The sequence below is a fragment of the Bradyrhizobium canariense genome (genome assembly GCF_900105125.1).
Lineage (GTDB): Bacteria > Pseudomonadota > Alphaproteobacteria > Rhizobiales > Xanthobacteraceae > Bradyrhizobium > Bradyrhizobium canariense_A.
In genome coordinates this window covers 6,997,812-7,017,406 of record NZ_LT629750.1, presented here as the reverse complement: position 1 = coordinate 7,017,406, position 19,595 = coordinate 6,997,812, and the positions used below count along the sequence as shown (strand labels likewise).

The 19,595-nt window shown below is 62.0% G+C and carries 19 protein-coding genes, 1 tRNA gene and 1 pseudogene; 15 read left to right on the top strand and 6 right to left on the bottom strand.

The annotated features are described in order from the left end of the window. Positions 1–34: 34 nt before the first annotated feature. From phnF to BLV09_RS33130, 3 genes are read right to left on the bottom strand one after another with little or no spacing between them, the layout of a single operon-like run. Complete coding sequence (phnF, locus tag BLV09_RS33140; RefSeq protein ID WP_283806807.1) at positions 35–790, bottom strand: phosphonate metabolism transcriptional regulator PhnF; 756 nt, start codon at positions 788–790, stop codon at positions 35–37. Between the two features lie 19 nt (positions 791–809). Then, positions 810–2,021, bottom strand: coding sequence for a CaiB/BaiF CoA transferase family protein (locus BLV09_RS33135; RefSeq protein ID WP_146690406.1), 1,212 nt, complete (start codon positions 2,019–2,021; stop codon positions 810–812). Next, positions 2,018–3,121: a TauD/TfdA family dioxygenase gene (locus tag BLV09_RS33130; protein ID WP_146690405.1), complete on the bottom strand. Its 1,104-nt coding sequence runs from the start codon at positions 3,119–3,121 to the stop codon at positions 2,018–2,020. Before BLV09_RS33130 ends, BLV09_RS33135 begins: the two co-directional genes overlap by 4 nt. Before the next feature lie 1,159 nt (positions 3,122–4,280). On the opposite strand from BLV09_RS33130, the pseudogene BLV09_RS38885 reads away from it, so the two are divergent. Beyond that, positions 4,281–4,487, top strand: a pseudogene (locus BLV09_RS38885) (tyrosine-type recombinase/integrase); the annotation flags it as partial. 180 nt (positions 4,488–4,667) lie between these two features. Here BLV09_RS38885 and BLV09_RS33115 read toward each other — a convergent pair. Beyond that, a tRNA-Pro gene (locus tag BLV09_RS33115) sits at positions 4,668–4,744 on the bottom strand. A 69-nt stretch (positions 4,745–4,813) separates the two neighbouring features. Between BLV09_RS33115 and BLV09_RS33110 the strand changes: the two genes are divergently transcribed. Genes BLV09_RS33110 through BLV09_RS33095 form a run of 4 tightly spaced genes read left to right on the top strand, consistent with a single transcriptional unit; the run spans position 4,814 to position 8,344 of the window. Further along, a complete protein-coding gene (locus BLV09_RS33110) occupies positions 4,814–5,806 on the top strand; it encodes an L-threonylcarbamoyladenylate synthase (protein ID WP_146690404.1) in 993 nt (330 codons plus the stop codon). 48 nt (positions 5,807–5,854) lie between these two features. After that, complete coding sequence (locus BLV09_RS33105) at positions 5,855–7,282, top strand: FAD-binding oxidoreductase (protein WP_146690403.1); 1,428 nt, start codon at positions 5,855–5,857, stop codon at positions 7,280–7,282. A 14-nt stretch (positions 7,283–7,296) separates the two neighbouring features. Then, positions 7,297–7,740: a GNAT family acetyltransferase gene (locus BLV09_RS33100; RefSeq protein WP_174556622.1), complete on the top strand. Its 444-nt coding sequence runs from the start codon at positions 7,297–7,299 to the stop codon at positions 7,738–7,740. A gap of 22 nt (positions 7,741–7,762) precedes the next feature. Further along, entirely contained in the window at positions 7,763–8,344 is a 582-nt protein-coding gene (locus BLV09_RS33095) for an NUDIX domain-containing protein (protein ID WP_146690401.1), read from the top strand. A gap of 182 nt (positions 8,345–8,526) precedes the next feature. Here BLV09_RS33095 and BLV09_RS33090 read toward each other — a convergent pair whose 3' ends face one another. After that, positions 8,527–9,294, bottom strand: coding sequence for an SOS response-associated peptidase (locus tag BLV09_RS33090; protein WP_146690400.1), 768 nt, complete (start codon positions 9,292–9,294; stop codon positions 8,527–8,529). A 125-nt stretch (positions 9,295–9,419) separates the two neighbouring features. Between BLV09_RS33090 and BLV09_RS33085 the strand changes: the two genes are divergently transcribed. The 4 genes from BLV09_RS33085 to BLV09_RS33070 all read left to right on the top strand — a co-directional run bounded on the left by BLV09_RS33085 (position 9,420) and on the right by BLV09_RS33070 (position 11,590). Then, entirely contained in the window at positions 9,420–9,935 is a 516-nt protein-coding gene (locus tag BLV09_RS33085) for a hypothetical protein (protein WP_146690399.1), read from the top strand. A gap of 192 nt (positions 9,936–10,127) precedes the next feature. Then, a complete protein-coding gene (locus tag BLV09_RS33080; protein ID WP_146690398.1) occupies positions 10,128–10,550 on the top strand; it encodes an NUDIX hydrolase in 423 nt (140 codons plus the stop codon). A gap of 208 nt (positions 10,551–10,758) precedes the next feature. Then, positions 10,759–11,136 carry a TIGR02301 family protein gene (locus BLV09_RS33075; RefSeq protein ID WP_146690397.1) on the top strand — a complete coding sequence of 126 codons (378 nt, stop codon included), beginning with the start codon at positions 10,759–10,761 and terminating at the stop codon, positions 11,134–11,136. 187 nt (positions 11,137–11,323) lie between these two features. Continuing rightward, on the top strand, positions 11,324–11,590 hold the full coding sequence (locus BLV09_RS33070; RefSeq protein ID WP_100386386.1) for a hypothetical protein: 267 nt from the start codon (positions 11,324–11,326) through the stop codon (positions 11,588–11,590). A gap of 50 nt (positions 11,591–11,640) precedes the next feature. Here BLV09_RS33070 and BLV09_RS33065 read toward each other — a convergent pair whose 3' ends face one another. Beyond that, the gene (locus tag BLV09_RS33065; RefSeq protein ID WP_146690396.1) at positions 11,641–12,975 is read right to left on the bottom strand and encodes a dihydroorotase; all 1,335 of its coding nucleotides are present in this window, start codon (positions 12,973–12,975) and stop codon (positions 11,641–11,643) included. 136 nt (positions 12,976–13,111) lie between these two features. Between BLV09_RS33065 and BLV09_RS33060 the strand changes: the two genes are divergently transcribed. The 6 genes from BLV09_RS33060 to BLV09_RS33035 all read left to right on the top strand — a co-directional run bounded on the left by BLV09_RS33060 (position 13,112) and on the right by BLV09_RS33035 (position 19,588). Beyond that, positions 13,112–13,993 (top strand): YgfZ/GcvT domain-containing protein, encoded by an 882-nt coding sequence (locus BLV09_RS33060; RefSeq protein ID WP_146690395.1) that lies wholly within the window; start codon positions 13,112–13,114, stop codon positions 13,991–13,993. Continuing rightward, positions 13,990–14,616, top strand: a complete 627-nt coding sequence (locus BLV09_RS33055) for a DNA-3-methyladenine glycosylase I (RefSeq protein ID WP_100386383.1) — start codon at positions 13,990–13,992, stop codon at positions 14,614–14,616. Before BLV09_RS33060 ends, BLV09_RS33055 begins: the two co-directional genes overlap by 4 nt. After that, a complete protein-coding gene (locus BLV09_RS33050; protein WP_146690394.1) occupies positions 14,613–15,230 on the top strand; it encodes a YfbR-like 5'-deoxynucleotidase in 618 nt (205 codons plus the stop codon). Before BLV09_RS33055 ends, BLV09_RS33050 begins: the two co-directional genes overlap by 4 nt. 77 nt (positions 15,231–15,307) lie before the next feature. Beyond that, positions 15,308–15,814, top strand: coding sequence for a tyrosine phosphatase family protein (locus BLV09_RS33045; protein WP_100386381.1), 507 nt, complete (start codon positions 15,308–15,310; stop codon positions 15,812–15,814). Positions 15,815–15,833: 19 nt separating this feature from the next. Further along, a complete protein-coding gene (locus tag BLV09_RS33040) occupies positions 15,834–16,805 on the top strand; it encodes an NUDIX hydrolase (protein ID WP_100386380.1) in 972 nt (323 codons plus the stop codon). 71 nt (positions 16,806–16,876) lie between these two features. After that, complete coding sequence (locus BLV09_RS33035; RefSeq protein WP_146690393.1) at positions 16,877–19,588, top strand: DUF2339 domain-containing protein; 2,712 nt, start codon at positions 16,877–16,879, stop codon at positions 19,586–19,588. The last annotated feature ends 7 nt before the right edge of the window (positions 19,589–19,595 follow it).

Genomic DNA, 19,595 nt, shown 5'->3' with positions numbered 1-19,595 from the left:
GGATGGCTGTTGAACGACAGCGGCGCGATCTTTGTCAGGGCTGACCTGGAAACTCCACCTGGAGCTCGATCCGATCACCTCGGAAGCGCGTCACGCAGAATTCCACGGGCAGGTTGGATGCGACGTCAGCATTCACGCTCGAGACGCGTATCACGGGTTGCGAAGGGCCAATGTGCAGCAGTGTCGCATCGGCAGGAAGCGGCAACTCGGTGGAGATCGTCGATCCGCGCCGGCTGACCGTGACGCCACATCGATCCCTCAAAAAATCATGCAGAGAACCACCGCCATATTCGGAAGCGACAAGGGGAAAGGTCTCGTGATCCAAAAACTGCGACTGAACGCAGAACGGTCGGCCATCGACGTCGCGGACGGTATCGATACGTACGACTGCGGCAGACTGCGAAAGCCTGAGCTTCCGGGCCATTTCGGCATCCGCGTTCGTTACCTGTTTGCTTATAATTCGGGTGAACGGCGAGTGTCCGCTCTCCTCGATCATCAGGGAAAATCGTGTCGCCGGACCTAGCCTGTAGTCGATGGCTCCCGGCAGAATGTTCACGCCGACCCCGGCCCGCCGTTCGACCAGCCCGGCCGACACGAGGATGTCTATCGCGCGACGAAGCGTGTGCCGATTGACCCGGAACCGGGCACTCAGGGCCTGTTCCGACAGGCGTCCGACCGGATGCTGCTGAGCGCGCAGTTCCTCTCCCAGGACATGAGCAATCTGCAGATACAAGGGCTGCCCATCCTTGTTCGGCTCTTGCGACGGCCCGACCGCTGTTGAGAAGCTCATGACCCGCGTCGTCATGTCGTCAAATGACCCGACGTGCACGCAATTCGGATACCTCGCTCTCACCCATCCCCAGGATTTCGACCAACAAGGCATCGGTGTGCTCACCTAAAGCCGGAGGTTCCAGGCGATAGGTTGCGCCCCTTGCCGACATCCGCACGGGATGGCCGAGCACCTGCACCGTCCCGCCCGAAGCTCGTGGTATCTCGACCACCATGTCGCGCGCACGCACCTGCGGGTCAGCGAAAACCTGTTCGAGCGTGTTGATGGGGCTACCGCCGATGTTCAGGGCAGCGAGTTGCTCCAGCCACCATGCCGTAGGCTGAGCGACCAATACGGGCGAGAGAGCGGCCGTGACGGCAGCCCGGTTTTCAACGCGGGCGGAATTGGTGACGAAGCGTGAATCCTCCATAAGGTGCGACAGCCCAAAGCCCTTACAAAATCGGTCGAAGGTAGCGTCGTTCGCAATGGATAGAACCATGTGCCCGTCCGCGGTACCAAATACCTGATAGGGCACCACGGTGGGATGTTCGTTGCCCAGGCGGTCCGGGTTTCTGCCCGTCGCGAGATAGGTCATGCCTTGATTTGCCAGCGAGGCCACAGCCGTATCCAGCATTGCGATATCGACGTGCTGCCCCAGGCCGGTCCGCTGGCGGTGGCGAAGGGCTGCAAGTATGCCGATGCAAGCATACAAGCCGGCGAACAGGTCGGTGACCGGAATACCGGTCTTGTGCGGCAGGCCCCCTGGTTCGCCGGTCAGGCTCATCATCCCGCCCATGGCCTGGATCAGACTATCGTAACCTGGAAGCGGCGCGTAAGGGCCCGTCTGTCCGAAGCCTGTGATGGAGCAATAGATCAGTTCAGGCTGCGTCGCGTGCAATTCGTTGAAGCCCAGCCCATACCGGGATAGCGCGCCGACCTTGAAATTTTCCACCAGGATGTCGCAGCGGCGTACAAGCCGGCGGGCCAAGGCTTGGCCCTCCTCCGACGCCAAGTTTAATGTGATCGACCTTTTGTTTCGATTTAAGCCCGCGAAGTAAGCGCCGTCTGCGGTGCCAGGCACAAACGGTGGCGCGAACGCGCGCGAGTCATCGCCCGTACCCGGCCTCTCCACTTTCACGACGTCCGCGCCCAGATCGCCCAGGATCTGCGTGCATGTGGGACCCGCAAGCACGCGGGTCAGGTCGAACACACGCAGACCTGCCAGCGGGCCACTAGAAGCATCCACACTCATGCGAAAGCAGGCGTCGTCGGGTCCAGTGGAATCGTTAAGGCGCGCCGGTCAGGAATGTTCACGCCACCCCGGACCGTACCGCGTTCGATCTTGATCCAGCGCTCGGCGATTGACGGATGCAGTTCGCGGCCGTCCGGCAGCGAAAGCCAGATCCGCATCAGATGCCTCTTCCGGGCGGCGTCCGGCCAATCCTCGAACGCCGTGCGCGAGTGGAACACCACATGATTGTGGACGTACTGGAAATCACCGGGCTCAAATGGGATGCGGGCAGCAAATTCGTCCGAGTTGCAAAGATCGAGGAACATCCGCATCGCCTGCCATTGCAGATCGGTCGTCGGCTGAACGTCGGTGAACCGCCTCGCCGATTGCAGGTAGGCTTCCAGCGGAGCATACCCGGTAAAAACGCCGTTCTGCCACATGAACAACGGGATGCGCATCCATGGCTGCTTCCCTTCAGGCACTTCGCCCCGGCGATCGACCGTCAGCGGCTCATACAACGCGCGGCAGAGGTCCGGTCGCCGCCCCATCATCTCATCATGCACCGCAACTCCGCTTACGAGGGCGCTTTCGCCTCCCCGCATCGCCGTAGCCAGGCACATAAGGCCGACAACGTCGCAGGAATCCGAATGGAACTCCAACCCCGCCTTTGTCTGCGTCAGTCGCTTGTTCACATCATCGACAGACGTGCCAATGTCGATCACGTGCCCCAACATATGTCCGTTGCGGTTCTGCGGGACAGGGTCACCCAAGTGGCGCGATATGCCAAAATACATTCGCGTTAAAGTCTCGCGATCGTAACGAGTGACAGGCAAGCCTCGCATGTAAGCGAAACCGCGCCGAAACATAATATCCTCGCGAAGCATGCCAATCTTCGTGGCGAGGCGCGGAAGCGGGAAATCGTCTTTTTCGATTCCCAAGATATCGACCTGTCTCGTGCGGCTGAAACGCGCCGCCTCCTCGATCTCGCGAATGTCCTCGGCATCAAGCCGATGGATCCAACTGTCGTCGCGCGCGAGATCTCCGGCCCGCCACGCCATCGGCCCACCAATCGGACCTGATGGGATTGAATCTTGGGACGTCTTCACATTGCCATCAAACATCCATGCTTCCCCTAGCACAAATAAAACGGCGCCCGTTGGTGTGCTTTAAATCACATCGCACTAACGGCACCTGTCTATACAAGCTTATCTGTGCTGAGTGACGGTTTGGTGACGTTTGAGTCGGGTGCATCGTCACGAGTCAACGCGTGGCGTCCTCTCCTGGCGTGCTGCAGACTCAAAGAAGTATTCCAATCGGATTGGCTATTCACGGAAGTAGCAGAGCTTGAGGCAGCTGCTACCCTGATCAAGATTGATTCTCGACTCTCGCAAAGTAGATTTTCCTTCCACAACCGATGGCGAACGTTTCTCTCTTTCGACAGTTTCGGGCTTGCCCCATCGTGGTGCCGCCCCTACGCGAAGCTCGGTCGCTGTCATCGACTTGAATCAATTAGCTGCTTTTATCTCGGCGTCATCAGATGTGGTATCCGCGACGCAGTGATCGATTGAGCAGAATTATTCGAAAACTATTTGCTGCGCAGCTGAAGCTGCCGTCCGGGCGTAGCGTTATCATCTCGCGTCTAACCGGGAGAAGCATCGCCCGCTTACGAGCGATACTTCCATACTTGAAAACTGACGCAGACGCTTCTTCTTGGTTGATAAGCTGCCTTGTGACAAATGAGAAAGGCGAGAGGCTTTTCGGACTCTCGGTATCGGACAAAACCGAACTCGAAATTGCGATTTTGCGGATGCATAGAAGGATGTACGGCGTCCCCCTGTTTGGCCGACCGAGCGAAACGGCAGTACCTCAGACAAAATCGGATACCGCGTCGGACCTATCCGTTCTAGAATTTGTGGATCGATATGTTGCCTCGGAAGGGTACTTCTCAAACGCAATCCTGTTGGCCTATCGGAGTGGCCACTAAATCGATGATTCTGCTTCAGAGCTCCTTGGAGCCAGGAAACAGATTCCGGTTTGTCGTTGGATCGGTGCGGTGTCGCCTACCTGCAACTGATAAGGTTTTATGCAAAACCTTATCAGTCTGCGCCATGCGGGATTTCCGTTACGCTCAGACTCGAATGTTTTAGAACCTGGCTTCAAATGATTTGAGCGACATGCCAGGCAAGCAGGCCAAAACGCTTTCGACCGATCATATCGACGATCTCTTGTTTTTCGCCGAGCGCTCTCGGCATCCACTCCGGGGCTACGCTGGCTGCCGGTATGACAAGGGCAGCGTTACCTGCGCGGAGCCAGACCATATCGACGGCTGCCCTCCCTATACCCCGCCCTCGCCTACGCAATGGACGGCTGAACCAGACCGCCTACAGCCTCTCCTGTTTGTCCGGGATGACCGGTAGGGTCACGCCCCACACTTTGCGCCATACGGCGGCAACCTGGCTGATGCAGCGCGGCGTGCCGATCTGGGAGGCGGCAGGGTTCTTGGGCATGTCGCCCGAGGTCCTGCAAAACACCTACGGGCATCATCATCCAGATCATTTACAGGGCGCTGCCGCTGCAATCGGGCAAAAAAACAGGTACGTTTCGGTGGTTGAATCGGTAGTTGACTCGGGTAGCGCCAACAATCAGAACAAAAAAGCTAATGAAATCTGGTCGGAGTGGCAGGATTCGAACCTGCGACCCCTGCGTCCCGAACGCAGTGCTCTACCGGGCTGAGCCACACTCCGACAAGAAGGCGGCTTATAGCCTTGGGTTTCGCCCACCGCAAGAAGCCGGACCAAAGGATTTAATTCCCCGTGAATGTGGGCCTGAAAACGCAGATTTTGCCCGCCGGCGAGGCCGCTACGGCCGCGGCGGCGCGTTGGCTGGCTGATGGGGGGCTGGTCGGGTTCCCGACCGAGACCGTTTACGGGCTCGGCGCTGATGCCACCAACCCGGCGGCCGTCGCGCGGCTCTATCAGGCCAAGGGCCGCCCGGCCTTCAATCCGCTGATCGCCCACGTCAACGACCTCGCCGCCGCCCGGCGGATCGCGCATTTCGACACGCTGGCGCTCGCGTTGGCCGAGGCGTTCTGGCCGGGTCCGCTGACGCTGGTGCTGCCCAAAACCAGCGACTGCGCCGTGGCTGATCTCGCCACCGCCGGGCTCGATACCGTCGCGATCCGCATTCCGGCACACCCGGTCGCGCGGGACATCCTGCGCGCATTCGACCGGCCGGTGGTGGCACCGTCGGCCAACCTGTCCGGCCATGTGTCGCCGACCACAGCGGCCCATGTGCAAAGCGACCTTGAGGGGCGCATCGACCTGATCGTTGATGGCGGCGCGGTCGCGGTCGGCGTCGAATCCACCATTATCGGATGTTTCGACGCGCCAATGCTGCTGCGTCCCGGCGGCCTGCCGCGCGATGCCATCGAGCGCGTGCTCGGCCGTGCGCTGGTGCAACTGCCCGAGGACGCGGGCAACGATACCGGAGCCCCGCTGGCGCCGGGCATGCTGGCGTCACATTACGCGCCGCGTACGCCGGTGCGGCTCAACGCAGATCGGGTTGAGGCTGGCGAGGCGCTGCTCGCGTTCGGCCCGGCCGCCATACCGGGAGCGGATGCAGCTCAGGTAGTCATGAATCTGTCGCCGCGCGGTGATCTGACCGAAGCCGCTGCCAATCTTTTCGGCTATCTTCGCGCACTCGACCTCAAGGGCGCGCGCGCCATCGCGGTGATGCCGGTACCGCATCACGGCCTCGGCGAAGCGATCAACGACAGGCTGCGCCGCGCCGCGGTGGGACGGGAATAAAGCACAACACAAAATCCAAACGACAAAGTCCAAGGTAGAAGCCAGGCCATGAATATCGCTCAATCATCCGTACCGCCGCTCTCGCCCGAACTGATCGCGCGCTTTCGCGCCATCGTCGGCGACAAATATGCGGTAACCGATGCGGCCGATATTGCGCCTTACCTCACCGAGGAGCGCGACCTGTATCACGGCCGCTCGCCGCTGGTGTTGCGGCCGGGCTCGACCGCGGAAGTATCCGCAATCTGCAAGCTTGCCAGCGAACATCGGATCGCGCTGGTGCCGCAGGGTGGCAATACCGGTCTGGTCGGCGGCCAGACCCCGCATAATGGCGAGGTCGTGATTTCGATGCGGCGGATGGACAAGATCCGCGACATCGACACCGCATCCAACACCATGACCTGCGAGGCCGGCGTGGTGCTGCAAATCGCGCAGCAAAAGGCCTCCGACGTCGACCGGCTGTTCCCGCTGTCGCTTGGCGCCGAGGGAAGCTGCACCATCGGCGGCAATCTCTCGACCAATGCCGGCGGCACCGCGGCGCTGGCCTATGGCGTGGCGCGCGAGATGGCGCTCGGGGTCGAGGTCGTGCTTGCCGATGGACGCATTTTGAACGCGCTGTCCAAGCTGAAAAAGGACAACACCGGCTACGATCTGCGTAACCTCTTCATCGGCGCCGAGGGCACGCTTGGTATCATCACCGCCGCGACGCTGCGGCTGTTTCCGAAGCCGCGCGCCGTCGAGACCGCCTTTGTCGGCCTCAAATCGCCGGCGGCGGCATTGAAGCTATTGTCGATAGCGCAGAACGAGGCTGCCGGCAGCCTCACCAGTTTCGAGCTGTTGTCGGACATTTCCGTCGATTTCAGCGTGCGTCACGGCATCGACATCCGCGATCCCCTCGCGGGCAAGCATCCGTGGTATGCGCTGATGGAGCTGTCGTCCTCGCGCGATGATGCCCGCGACGCGCTAGAATCGATCCTGGAGAAAGGAATGGAAGACGGCATCGTCGATGACGCGGTCATCGCGGCCAACCTCAGCCAGCGCCAGGCCTTCTGGAAGCTGCGTGACGAAATGTCGGCGGCGCAGAAGCCGGAAGGCGGTTCGATCAAGCACGATATCTCGGTGCCGGTCGCCGCCGTGCCCGATTTCATCGCTGAAGCCAATGCTGCGGTCGTCAAGCTCATTCCGGGTTCGCGGCCGGTGCCGTTCGGTCATCTCGGCGACGGCAACATCCATTACAATGTGAGCCAGCCGACCGGCGGCAATGCGGCTGATTTCCTGGCGCGCTGGCACGAAGTCAATGCCGTGGTGTTCGAGATCGTCCTGCGGATGGGCGGATCGATCTCCGCGGAACACGGCATCGGCGTGCTCAAGCGTGACGAACTGCCCGAGGTGAAAGACAAGGTCGCGATCGAACTGATGCGCGGGATCAAGGCGATGCTCGACCCATCAGGCATCATGAATCCCGGCAAGGTGCTGTGAACGCAGCCCCGACGATGCCGGCTGCCGCGCTGTCGATAGCGCCGATCGCCGATGCCGATATCGCCGCTGTCGTCGCGCTTTGGCAGGCCTGCGGATTGACGCGGCCGTGGAACGATCCCGCAGCCGACATCGCGCTGGCGCGGCGGGGGCCTAACGCGACGGTGCTGATCGGCCGCGACGGCGAAGCGATCGTGGCGACCGCCATGGTCGGCCATGACGGCCATCGCGGCTGGGTCTATTACGTCGCGGTCGATCCGGACCGCCGCGCGCAGGGCCATGGCCGCGCGATGATGAATGCCGCCGAGGCTTGGTTGCGCGGGGCCGGCATCGCCAAATTGCAATTGCTGGTGCGGCGTGAGAACGCCAAGGCGGGAGCGTTCTACCAATCGCTGGGTTATGCGGAGGCGGAAACGATCGTGTTCGCCAAATGGCTCGACGGCCGCGAGCCGACGCCATGACCGGGAATTTCAAGGATTTTCCATGACCGTTTCCGACCGCATCCGCGTCCAGAACGTCCGCCTGCTCTCCGACAACTATTACGTATTGACGACCACGACCTTCGAATGGCGGCGCGCCAATGGCGAGTGGCAGACGCAGCAGCGCGAGGCCTATGACCGCGGCAATGCCGCGACGCTGCTGCCCTATAATCTCGCGCAACGGACCGTGGTGCTGATACGGCAGTTTCGCTATCCGACTTACGTCAACGGTTACGACGACCTCCTGATCGAGGCCATAGCCGGGGTGCTCGACAACGAATCTCCTGAAAACCGCATCCGTGCCGAAGTGGAAGAGGAAGCCGGCTACCGGCTCGGCGAGATCCGGAAAGTCTTCGAAGCCTTCATGAGCCCGGGCTCGGTCACCGAAAAACTGCACTTCTTTGTCGCGGAATATGATTCATCGATGCGGATCGGAAACGGCGGCGGCCTGGTCGCCGAAGGCGAGGATATCGAGGTGCTAGAACTACCGATCGATCAGGCGCTTGCCATGATCACCGACGGCCGCATCCGGGACGCCAAGACCATTATGCTGTTGCAATATGCGGCGCTGAATATTTTCAGGTGAGATCCGTAAGGTAGGCAAAGGCGCAATCTGCGCTGTGCCCAGCATGCATCCTGTAATATCGGTGCAAATAGTGGGCCCGCTTTCCGCCCTCGCTGTTACTTGAGCTACGGCGGACAAGTGGCTTTGCTACCTTGCGATTCCACGATTGATTAAAACAGCGACAGTCTCAAAATAACGACCCTTCAAAACAGCGACCCCTGCCCGTCGTCTTCCGATGCCGCCGACGTCACTTTGCGTGCGGCCGATTTCTTCGCCGCCGCCGCTTGTTCGGCGGCGATCTGTTCCGCCGTGATCGGCAGCGTCAATTGCGCATCGTCATTGGCGACGCGGTTGACCCGTGTCGAGACCTCGTGCCAGGCGAATTCGCCTTCTTGCGGCGCGGTCAATAACAGCATCGCCGCCTCGACGCCATTGGCGCGGCAATCGAGCCAGCGCTCGAAATCTTCCGGTGCAATCGCGACGGGTACGCGATGGTGCAACTCAGCGAGATCGGCGCTCGCGGGTGCCGTGACGACGGCCACGGTGTCGAGTTCCTCGCCGTTCGGGCCGATCCAGGTCTCGGCCAGTCCGGCAAACCCGAACGGCTGGCCGTCGCGGCGGTGGATGAAGTAAGGCCGCTTGCGATCTTCGTATGCCTGCCATTCATAATAGCCATCGGCCGGGATCAGGCAGCGCCGTCGCTTGATCGCATTTTTGAAGGCTGGCTTTTCCTGAATCGTCTCCGACCGCGCGTTGATCAGGAGCGTAAATTTACGGGGATCCTTGACCCAGGCCGGCAGCAGTCCCCAACGCATCAGGCGAAAATGCCTGATACCATTCTCGATGATGACTACAGGTATCGGTTGCGTCGGCGCAATATTAAAGCGTGGCGGGAAATTGGGCTGTTCGGCATAGCCAAAAAGCTGCCGCAAAGCCTCCGGCGCCGAGGTGATTACGAAGCGTCCGCACATTCTGTGATCCGAATAGACATCATCTCTTGCCTTGACGCGTTTTCTTGACGCGAACCGTTACCACTTCGCTTAAAAACGCTACTACGTTCAGCACCTTTTAACCCCAAGCGTTAAGACTGCATTTGATGACCTCGACAGCCTCCCCATCCGCGCGATCCGATCGCCCGATACCGAATACGCCGGTCCCTGATGAAGCGGCCCGAGTTGCCCGGCTGCGCGCCGCCAACATCAATCCGCGCACCGGGCTTGCCACCGATTATCTGAATCACTTCAACGAAGCCATCATGCTCCTGGAGATGATTCCCGACATACCGGAATGCTCGGAAGATTTCCTGGGCTGGCATCCCCTGTCCTATCGCGAGCATTTCACGGCGTCTAATTTCAAGGCGCGAGAGCTTGCGATCGAATCCTATGATTCAGCCAACCCCGGCGTCCGCGCCGAATTCGACAATATTACCTCCGCGATGACCTCCATTCTGACCGCCGTTGGTGCCGCCATGCGTGAAGCCAAGCAGGACAAGACTCGCGCCACACTGGCAGGGCAGGCCACCGGCTGGGTCAAACCGCTGGTTGCGCTGGCCGGAGGCATCATCAATGGCGGCAACGAAGCCAACGTCGAAACCATCATGGCGAGCCGCTAGATCCATGATCTCATTTCGTTGAGGGAAAACCGGTTCCCACTTTTCCGGATGATGTTCTCATGTAGCGAGTTTGAAGGTCCCCTCGGCTTTCGCGGACCGCATTGTATTCGTGGATTTGTTGGAGGTCCTATGATTCCGAAGTTCGCATAAAGTGTGCCACATCTAGCTGCGAACTTTGGAGCACTGATCCCCGTGGCCACGACCGTCCAGCCATCGCATCCCCAGCTTGCCGTCAGCGCCGCGATCTTTCGCGACGACAAGATCCTGCTGGTGCGGCGGGCGCGCTCGCCGGGCAAAGGTTTCTATTCGCTGCCCGGTGGACGGGTCGAATTCGGCGAATCGTTGCATACGGCCCTGTATCGCGAAATCAATGAGGAAACCGGGCTGAAAATCGAGATTGTCGGGCTGGCCGGATGGCGCGAGGTTTTGCCGGGAACCGGCGGCGGGCATTATCTGGTGATGTCATTCGCGGCGCACTGGATCGGCAAGGAGCCCCTCCTCAATGACGAGCTCGACGATTTCCGCTGGCTCGCGCCGGATGCGCTCGGCGACCTCAAGGTGACCGGCGGCCTGCAAGAGGTTATTCAAGCGGCCTGGAGCTTAATCCAGGCCTAGAGCCTTCTTGATCCAGGCCTGGAGCCTTCGGTTCCGGTCGGATCAAGACCCGGCTCTAATGTTCTGTTCCAACGCGCTTTTCTTCACGTGAAGCGGCACCCGCTTCGCTCCAAAACACTTTAGATCCTGGCGCTCAACGCCTTGCTTCCAGCGTGTTGAGAAGGCATATCACCGCTGCCCCGCGGCACCAGGGGTCCTGGACCCATTCATGCTGAAACGCGCTCTCGCCGCTCTCATCCTGATCTCGGTATGCAATCTTGGCCCGGCGCGGGCCGAGGATGCCGCCGCGCCATTCGACGGCGATTTGCAGCGGCTGGCCGAAATTCTCGGCGCGCTGCATTATCTGCGGGGCATTTGCGGCAGCAATGAAGGCGGCAAATGGCGCAACGAAATGCAGGCGCTGATCGATGCCGAGACGCCCTCGGGAGATCGCCGCGCCCGCATGATTGCCGGCTTCAATCGCGGCTATAACGGCTTTCAGCAGACCTACCGGACCTGCACGCCGGCGGCCACCGTCGCGATCCGCAGATATGTCGAGGAAGGCGCGAAGATCTCGCGGGATCTCACGGCGCGCTACGCCAACTAACGCACGGGTGCGGACGTTTTCCTGACCGCGTCGCGACGGTCCGGTGGTACTAGATTGATATTATCCCCTGCCGTTAACCTTTCTTAAAGAACTTAAAGAAGTGCCCTTGGCGGTTCCGTGGTGCGTGCTACACCTCCTGCACCAAAGCGCTCCGCCCTGGATCGCGCATGTCAGCCTGTCAAATTTCATGAGCCATCCAGTGTCCTTCACAGCCGGCCGCGATCCACTGCCCGACCACGAACAGAAGCAGGCCGCGCTCGGTTATCTCAACGAAGCCTGGGCGGAGGCGCGGCACGATGGCGTCGATGGCGATTGCCTTGCGCAGGCCAGCCTGTTTGCGGCATTTGCCGAACTGGTCGGAACCTACGGCGAAGATGCGGTCGCGAAATTCGTCGAAGGCCTCGCCGCGCGCGTCCGCAATGGCGAGTTTTCGGTCTCGCTCTCGAAGCAGTAAGTCTTTCGGACGTTACCGCCCGGTCAAGCCGGGCGACCGCAGTCCTTGATTCATGCCCTCAGCGTTTCCAGAAACCGCACCGGCTCGCCGGTCGAAGGCGTCGACAACTCGCCCTGCCACATCACGCGGCGGCCGCGCACGAAGGTGCCGACCGGCCAGCCGGTGACCCGCATCCCGTCATAGGGCGTCCAGCCGGCGCGCGAAGCGATCCATTTGTCGGTGATGGTCTCGCTGCGCTTGAGATCGGCCACCGTGAAGTCCGCGTCGTAGCCCGCGGCGATCCGGCCCTTGCAGGCGATATTGAACAGCCGCGCCGGACCGGCGCTGGTCAGATCGACAAACCGCGCCAGCGACAGGCGTCCGGCGTTGACGTGGTCGAGCATCAGCGGCACCAGCGTCTGCACGCCGGTCATGCCCGACGGCGATGCCGGATAGGTCTTGGCCTTTTCTTCCAGCGTGTGCGGGGCGTGATCGGAGCCGAGCACGTCGACGATGCCCTGCTCGATGCCGCGCCAGATCCCCTCGCGATGATCGGCCGATCGCACCGGCGGATTCATCTGCGCGCGGGTGCCGAGCCGCTCATAGCATTCCGGCGCCGCCATCGTCAGGTGGTGAGGCGTCGCTTCACAGGAGGCGACGTCCTTGTGGTCTTGCAAAAACTCGATCTCTTGCTTGGTCGAGATATGCAGCACGTGAATGCGTTTTCCGGTTTCATGGGCGAGCTTGACCAGCCGCTGGGTCGCCATCAGCGCGGCGGTCTCATCGCGCCACACCGGATGCGAACGTGGATCGCCTTCGATGCGCAACCCCTTGCGATCGTTGAGGCGGTACTCGTCCTCGGCGTGAAAGGCGGCGCGGCGCCGGATCACCTTGAAAATCCGCCGCAGGCTTTCGTCGTCTTCGACCAATAGCGCGCCGGTCGATGAGCCGATGAAGACTTTGACACCAGCGCAGCCGGGCGCGCGTTCCAGTTCCGGTAGATCCTGAACGTTCTCGCGGGTGCCCCCGATGAAGAACGCGAAATCGCAATGCATCCGGTGATAGCCGAGCTTCACCTTGTCGGTGAAGGTCTGTTCGGTCACCGTCAACGGATTGGTGTTCGGCATTTCGAACACCGCGGTCACGCCGCCCATCACGGCGCTGCGCGAACCGGTTTCAAGGTCTTCCTTGTGGGTCAGCCCCGGCTCGCGAAAGTGCACTTGCGTATCCATCACACCCGGCAGGATGTGCAGGCCCCTGCAGTCGATCACCTCGGCGGCGGAGGCCTGGGAAAGCCCGCCGATCGCGGCGATGCGGCCATTGGCAATGCCGATGTCACGTACGCCCTCGCCGTCCTGATTGACCACGGTGCCGGATTTTAGAATGGTATCAAATCGTTGATTCATCGGTCCTCGGTAACAGCCTGACGATGCCATACGGGCCTTGTTGTCAGCACCTTAGCGCCTTACGTTGCCATGTGATATCCGCTACCAGCGTTTTCCCAAGAAGTTCAAAGAGAACCTCAAGAAAGCCGTCCAAAGAATGAAAGCAGCGTTTCTTCCGGATCGAGGCGTGGTGAAGGTCAGCGGCGAGGACGCGCGCGACTTTCTCAACGGCCTCGTCACGACCGACGTGACGCTGCTTCACCCCGGCCTTGGCCGGTTCGGCGCATTGCTGACGCCGCAGGGCAAAATAACGACCGATTTCCTGATCACGGAAGTGCCTTCCGGCCACGGCGGCGGCTTCCTGATCGATGTCCCACGCGCGCTGGCGCAAGGCCTCGCCGACAAGCTCGGCTTCTACAAACTCCGGGCCAAGGTCGCGGTCGAGAACCTGTCCGACAGCCTCGGCGTGATGGCCGCGTGGGACGGCGAACCCGCGATGAAACCCGATCTGACATTCGCCGATCCGCGCAATGATGCGCTCGGCTGGCGGATTCTGGTGCCGGAGGAGCTCAAGCAAAAACTCGCTGATCTCATTGGCGCGGAGCTCGTTGACAGCAGCGCCTATGATGCGCATCGCATCGCCTCGGGCGTTCCGCGCGGCGGCCTGGACTTCATGTATGGCGACGCGTTTCCGCACGAGACCAACATGGACCGCCTCCACGGCGTCGATTTCGATAAAGGCTGTTATGTCGGACAGGAGGTGGTGTCGCGGATGCAGCATCGCGGCACCGCGCGCACCCGGACGGTGCGGATCATTCTTGACGGCCCCTCGCCGGCGCCGGGCGAAACTATTCTCGCTGGCGACAAATCGGTGGGCACCCTGGGGTCGACCGCAGGTCAAAACGGCTTGGCGCTGATCCGGACCGATCGCGTTATCGACGCCCTCGATGCCGGAATAGCGCTGACGTCAGGTGGCGTTGCCATCCGCCTCGCCGATCCGGACGCCTTGCGTTCGGCACCGAAACAGACCATCGCATGACCAGGTCGGCGCGCCTGCATGCCGATGGCCTGACGCGGTGCCCCTGGCCCGGCGAAGATCCGTTTTACATGGCCTATCACGACACCGAATGGGGCGTGCCGGAATATGACGACCGCGCTTTGTACGAGAAGCTGATCCTCGACGGCTTCCAGGCAGGACTTGCGTGGATCACGATCCTGCGCAAGCGTGAGAATTTCCGCCGCGCCTTCGATGATTTCCAGCCCGAAAAGATCGCGCGCTACAACGCCAAAAAAGTCCACGCGCTGATGAACGATGTTGGCATCGTCCGCAATCGCGCCAAGATCGAGGGCACGATCGCTAGCGCCAAATCCTATCTCAAGATCATGGAAGACGGGCCCGGCTTCTCGAAATTCATGTGGGAATTCGTCGACGGCAAACCGAAGGTCAACCAGTTCAAGACCACCGCGAGCGTGCCGGCATCGACGCCAGTGTCGGTCAAGATGTCAAAGGAACTGATCGCGCGCGGTTTCAAATTCGTCGGCCCGACCATCGTCTACGCCTTCATGCAAGCGACCGGAATGGTCAATGATCATCTCGTAACGTGCTTTTGCCATGAGACCTGTGCCGGCAAGCACCGCGCGCCGCGCCTCAAAATCAAATGACGGCCGGAAAACGACCGGCGCCTGAACCCGCAACACGGGTCTGGCAGCGCATGTTGTCGGGGCGGCGGCTCGACCTATTGGACCCGTCGCCGCTGGACATCGAGATCGCCGATATTGCCCACGGGCTGGCGCGCGTCGCGCGCTGGAACGGCCAGACAAGCGGGGCGCATATTTTCTCGGTGGCGCAACATACGTTGTTGGTCGAGGCCGTTTTGCGCGAGCAGACGCCGCGCGTCGATATCCGTGTACGATTGGCAGCGCTGCTGCACGATGCCCCGGAATATGTCATCGGCGACATGATCTCGCCGTTCAAGGCGGTGCTGGGTGGCGATTACAAGGCCGTGGAGAAGCGGCTACTGTCGGCAATCCATATTCGCTTCGGGTTACCGGCAGTGCTCAGCACTGAGATCACGCAACAGATCAAGGACGCCGACCGCGGCGCGGCCTATCTGGAAGCAACTCAGCTGGCAGGTTTCGCGCAAGCCGAGGCCAAACGTCTGTTCGGTCGCGATCCCAGCCTGCCCGCCTCGACGCAGACGGATTATTTGACGCCCTGGACCGCGGCGAAAGCCGAGAAGCGGTTCCTCGCGCGGTTTGCGACATTGTGCATATAACCGTGTGTCACAGGGCTGATCTGCCGCTTTAATCGCCGCCCGCGCGGGCCTATAATCGACGCGACCAAAGGACCGCCATGATTCACGTCTGCTCACTCGCCGCACTTCCGGACACCGTCAAGGCCACCGGCGCCAGCCATGTTCTGACCATCATGGCCAAGGTCGATCAGGTGCAGCGGCCGGAATCGGTGCTCGAGGCCAATCACCTGAAAGTCGCGGTCGATGACATCACCGAGCAGATGGAGGGGTTCGTCGCGCCGTCGGACATTCATATCGAGCAGGTGCTGAACTTTGTGCGCGGCTGGGATCGCCGCGCGCCGATGGTGGTGCACTGCTATGCCGGCATCAGCCGCTCGACCGCGAGCGCGTTTGCCGCTGCCTGCGCGCTCAATCCGCAACGCGATGAAATCGCAATCGCGCGGCAAATCCGCGCCGCCTCCCCGATCGCCTCGCCGAACCGGCTGATCGTCAGTCTGGCGGACAAGGCGCTGGGGCGGGAGGGCCGGATGCTGCGCGCGCTCGACGAAATGGGTCCGGGCAACATGCTGGTCGAAGGCCGCCCGTTCCGCGTCGATCTCGACTAGCTGCCATGAACGACGCCAGATGAGCGAAAAGCTTCTGACGCCGATCGAAATCGGGCTGACCGCCGCCATTGTCGCGATCGAAGGCAATGAGCCGCTGATCCTCACCGCCTCCGGAACCGATGGACTCGCCGGGCTGCCGTTCGGCCCCTTTGATGCGGTCGCGCACCGCACGTTCGAGATCGGCCTGCGCGCCTGGGTGGAAGAACAGGCGGGATTGCGCCTCGGTTACGTTGAACAGCTTTACACCTTCGGCGATCGCGGCCGCCACACGCAGCCCGGCGACACCGACACCCATGTTGCCTCGATCGGTTACCTCGCGTTGACCCGGCCCGCTGACAACGCCGCACGCGCGCCGGGAGCGACCTTCGAACCCTGGTATCGTTTTTTCCCATGGGAAGACTGGCGCGAAGCGCGGCCCGACATCATCGAACGCGACATCTTTCCCGAGTTGACGAATTGGGCTGCCCAGACCGAGGAGCCCGGAATGGCCCGCGCGCTCAGCCGCAAGGACCGCGTCCGGCTGTATTTCGGCACCGAGGGCGCGCATTGGGATGAAGAGCGCGTGCTCGACCGTTACGAACTGCTCTATGAAGCGGGGTTGATCGAGGAAGCCCGGCGGGACGGCCGGCCTGCCGCCTTGGCGCGCAAGTCGATCCCCCGTCTCGGGGTGTCGATGCGTTTCGACCACCGGCGAATTCTCGGCACCGCGATCGCGCGGCTGCGCGCCAAGCTGAAATACCGTCCCGTCGTCTTTGAACTTTTACCGCCGGAGTTCACACTCACGGAACTGCAACGAACCGTGGAAGCGATCTCGGGGCGGCATTTGCACAAGCAGAATTTCCGCCGGCTGGTGGAGAATGGCGCGCTGGTCGAACCCACCGGCGTGATGTCGACACAAACCGGCGGCCGGCCCGCGGCGCTGTTTCGTTTTCGGCGTGAAGTATTGCAGGAGCGGCCCGCGCCGGGCTTGCGTGTCCGTGGCCGGCGCTGACAATCTGGCAGCGCTGATGTGTGAATTCGACACGGCCGCCCGAACGGTCGGGCCGACGGTCTGGAGATTCGATGTTCGATTTTTTCTCGTTTCTGGTGGCCATCGTCGCGCTCATCATCGCGCGCAAAACCTTCAACCAGGTCGCAGCGCTGCGCGCGCGGGTCGATACGCTCGAAAGGGCGGCGGCCCAATCGCAAATAGCCCCGCCGCCGCTTGTGCCGGATCTGGAACCTGGTCAGGTTTTCCCGGACGCATCGCCTGAAGTTGCCATCGAACAGCCCGCGGCCGTTGCGGATGCCGAACCGGCCACGACTGTTGCGGAAGAGCAGGATGCCGCGCCGAAGGACGACGACATCAGCGGCGTGACGACAGCGCCCTCGCCACTCCCTCAACCCAGCCCTACCCCGAGCTTCGAGGAACGTGTCGGCACGCGATGGGTGGTCTGGGTCGGCGGCTTGACGCTGGCGCTCGGTGGATTCTTCATGGTCCGCTATTCGATCGAAGCGGGATTGATCGGGCCCGAGGTTCGCACGCTCTTGGGCGGCGCCTTCGCGCTGGCGCTGCTCGCGGCCGGCGAATGGATGCGTCGCAAGGACAGCATCTCGACGATCGAAGTGCTGCCGATCGCCAACATTCCGGCGATCCTCACCGCCGCGGGAACATCGGTTGCCTTCGCGACCGTTTATGCCGCCTACGCGCTTTATGGTTTTCTCGCGCCGGCGACCGCGTTCATTCTGTTGGGACTGGTGGCGCTGGGCACACTCGCTGCCGCCCTGCTGCATGGACCCGCTCTTGCGGGCCTTGGCGTCGCCGCAGCCTTTGTCACCCCGATCCTGGTGTCATCCGACAAGCCGGATTTCTGGGCGCTGTACATCTATCTCGCCATCGTCACCGCGGCAGCCTTCGCGCTGGCGCGGATCAGGCTGTGGCGCTGGCTGGCCGTCACCACCATCGTGTTCGCGCTGCTGTGGACGCTGCCGTGTCTCGATTGCGGACCACCGATGGTCGGGCCGCATCTGTTCCACGTGATGTCAGGCTTCATTCTCGCGGCAGTGTTGGTGGTGTGCGGCCTGCTGTTCGGCCCGCCCGCGGATGAAGGCCGGATCGAGCCGATCTCATCCGGCGCGCTGGCGGCCTACCTGTTGGGCGCGACAATGATCGTGCTGACAAGTTTCCATGCCGACGCCGCCATGATCGCGTTTGCGCTGCTCGTTGCCGGCACATTGCTCATCGCATGGCGCGCCCCGGCCGCCGTCGGTGCTATCGGCGCCGCAGCGGCGTTCGTGTTTATCGTATTCGCCGAATGGGCGGTGCGCGGCAATCCGGACATGCTGGTGCTGCCCGGCGGTCCGCTGCCGGAAATTGGGCCCCACGCGACCGACGGCTCGGTCTCGCTGCATCTGATATCGGCGGCGATCTTCGCGATCGGTTTCGGCGCGGCGGGATTCCTGGCGCAGGGACGCTCGGTCAGCGCCATCATTCCCGTGGTGTGGTCGGCCGCCGCGGTGTTCACGCCGCTGGCGCTGCTGGTCACGCTTTACGCGCGCATCGCGCATCTCGATCGCTCGATTCCGTTTGCGATCCTCGCGGTCGCGCTTGCCGCGGCGTATAGCGCAGCGACCGAAATCCTCAGCAAGCGCGACCATCGGCCGGGGCTGCCGATTTCGATTGCGCTATTCGCGACCGGCGCGCTCAGCGCGATGGCGCTGGCGTTGACCTTTGCGCTCGAAAAAGGCTGGCTCACCATTGCCATGGCGCTGATGTCGCTGGGCACGGCCTGGATTTCGCTGCAACGGCCAATTCCGTTCCTGCGCTCGCTGGCTGCCATTCTCGCGGGCCTCGTGGTGCTGCGCACCGGCTACGAGCCGCGCATCGTCGGCGATGCGGTCGGCACCACGCCGATCTTCAACTGGCTGCTGTGGGGCTATGGCGTGCCGGCGCTGGCGTTCTGGATTGGCAGCGTCTTCCTGCGCCGCCGCGGCGATGACGCGCCACAGCGCGCGGTGGAATCGGCGGCAATCCTGTTCACGGTGCTGCTGGCATTCATGGAAATCCGTCACGCCGTGAACGGCGGCGATGTCTATCGCGATACGGCCGGCCTCACCGAAGTCGCGCTACAGGTGTGCACGGCGCTCGCGATGGCGATTGGGCTGGAGCGGCTGCGGATTCGCACCAACAGCGTCATTCACAATATCAGCGCGATTGTGTTGACGGTCTTTGCCGGACTGGCTGCCGTGTTCGGCCTGATGCTATTGGAAACGCCGATCTTCTGGCCTGTCAACGTCGGCGGCGTCTTCATCAATCGCATCCTGCTCGGCTATGCGATCCCTGCCGTGCTCGCGCTGTTGCTGTCTTACGCGGTGGCAGGCCGGCGCAGCGCCATCTATGCCAACACGATCGCGGCGGGCGCGCTTGTCCTGGCGCTGACCTACGTCACGTTCGAAATTCGAAGGCTCTATCACGGACCGGTTTTGACCAGTGGCGTCACCAGCGGAGCCGAACAATACACCTACTCGATTGCGTGGCTCGCATTCGGAGTGGTGTTGCTCGGCCTCGGCATCCTCTTCAACTCACAGCGAGCCCGGCTCGCATCAGCCGTCGTCATCGCGCTGACGATCCTGAAAGCGTTCCTGGTCGACATGTCGACGCTGACGGGGGTTTACCGCGCGCTGTCGTTCATGTGCCTGGGGTTGGTGCTGGTGGCGATCGGCTGGTTGTACCAACGGATCCTGTTCCGCAGACAGGCGCCCTCCGCCGCAGCTATCGCGCAGCCGGGCACCTAGCCGCGCA

What these genes read in the sequence shown, in the direction of transcription:
- phnF (WP_283806807.1), bottom strand. Translation starts at nt 790, where the DNA reads ATGAGCTTCTCAACAGCGGTCGGGCCGTCGCAAGAGCCGAACAAGGAT.
- BLV09_RS33135 (WP_146690406.1), bottom strand. Translation starts at nt 2,021, where the DNA reads ATGAGTGTGGATGCTTCTAGTGGCCCGCTGGCAGGTCTGCGTGTGTTC.
- BLV09_RS33130 (WP_146690405.1), bottom strand. Translation starts at nt 3,121, where the DNA reads ATGTTTGATGGCAATGTGAAGACGTCCCAAGATTCAATCCCATCAGGT.
- BLV09_RS33105 (WP_146690403.1), top strand. Translation starts at nt 5,855, where the DNA reads ATGAATATCGCTCAATCATCCGTACCGCCGCTCTCGCCCGAACTGATC.
- BLV09_RS33100 (WP_174556622.1), top strand. Translation starts at nt 7,297, where the DNA reads ATGCCGGCTGCCGCGCTGTCGATAGCGCCGATCGCCGATGCCGATATC.
- BLV09_RS33095 (WP_146690401.1), top strand. Translation starts at nt 7,763, where the DNA reads ATGACCGTTTCCGACCGCATCCGCGTCCAGAACGTCCGCCTGCTCTCC.
- BLV09_RS33090 (WP_146690400.1), bottom strand. Translation starts at nt 9,294, where the DNA reads ATGTGCGGACGCTTCGTAATCACCTCGGCGCCGGAGGCTTTGCGGCAG.
- BLV09_RS33085 (WP_146690399.1), top strand. Translation starts at nt 9,420, where the DNA reads ATGACCTCGACAGCCTCCCCATCCGCGCGATCCGATCGCCCGATACCG.
- BLV09_RS33075 (WP_146690397.1), top strand. Translation starts at nt 10,759, where the DNA reads ATGCTGAAACGCGCTCTCGCCGCTCTCATCCTGATCTCGGTATGCAAT.
- BLV09_RS33070 (WP_100386386.1), top strand. Translation starts at nt 11,324, where the DNA reads ATGAGCCATCCAGTGTCCTTCACAGCCGGCCGCGATCCACTGCCCGAC.
- BLV09_RS33065 (WP_146690396.1), bottom strand. Translation starts at nt 12,975, where the DNA reads ATGAATCAACGATTTGATACCATTCTAAAATCCGGCACCGTGGTCAAT.
- BLV09_RS33060 (WP_146690395.1), top strand. Translation starts at nt 13,112, where the DNA reads ATGAAAGCAGCGTTTCTTCCGGATCGAGGCGTGGTGAAGGTCAGCGGC.
- BLV09_RS33055 (WP_100386383.1), top strand. Translation starts at nt 13,990, where the DNA reads ATGACCAGGTCGGCGCGCCTGCATGCCGATGGCCTGACGCGGTGCCCC.
- BLV09_RS33050 (WP_146690394.1), top strand. Translation starts at nt 14,613, where the DNA reads ATGACGGCCGGAAAACGACCGGCGCCTGAACCCGCAACACGGGTCTGG.
- BLV09_RS33045 (WP_100386381.1), top strand. Translation starts at nt 15,308, where the DNA reads ATGATTCACGTCTGCTCACTCGCCGCACTTCCGGACACCGTCAAGGCC.
- BLV09_RS33040 (WP_100386380.1), top strand. Translation starts at nt 15,834, where the DNA reads ATGAGCGAAAAGCTTCTGACGCCGATCGAAATCGGGCTGACCGCCGCC.
- BLV09_RS33035 (WP_146690393.1), top strand. Translation starts at nt 16,877, where the DNA reads ATGTTCGATTTTTTCTCGTTTCTGGTGGCCATCGTCGCGCTCATCATC.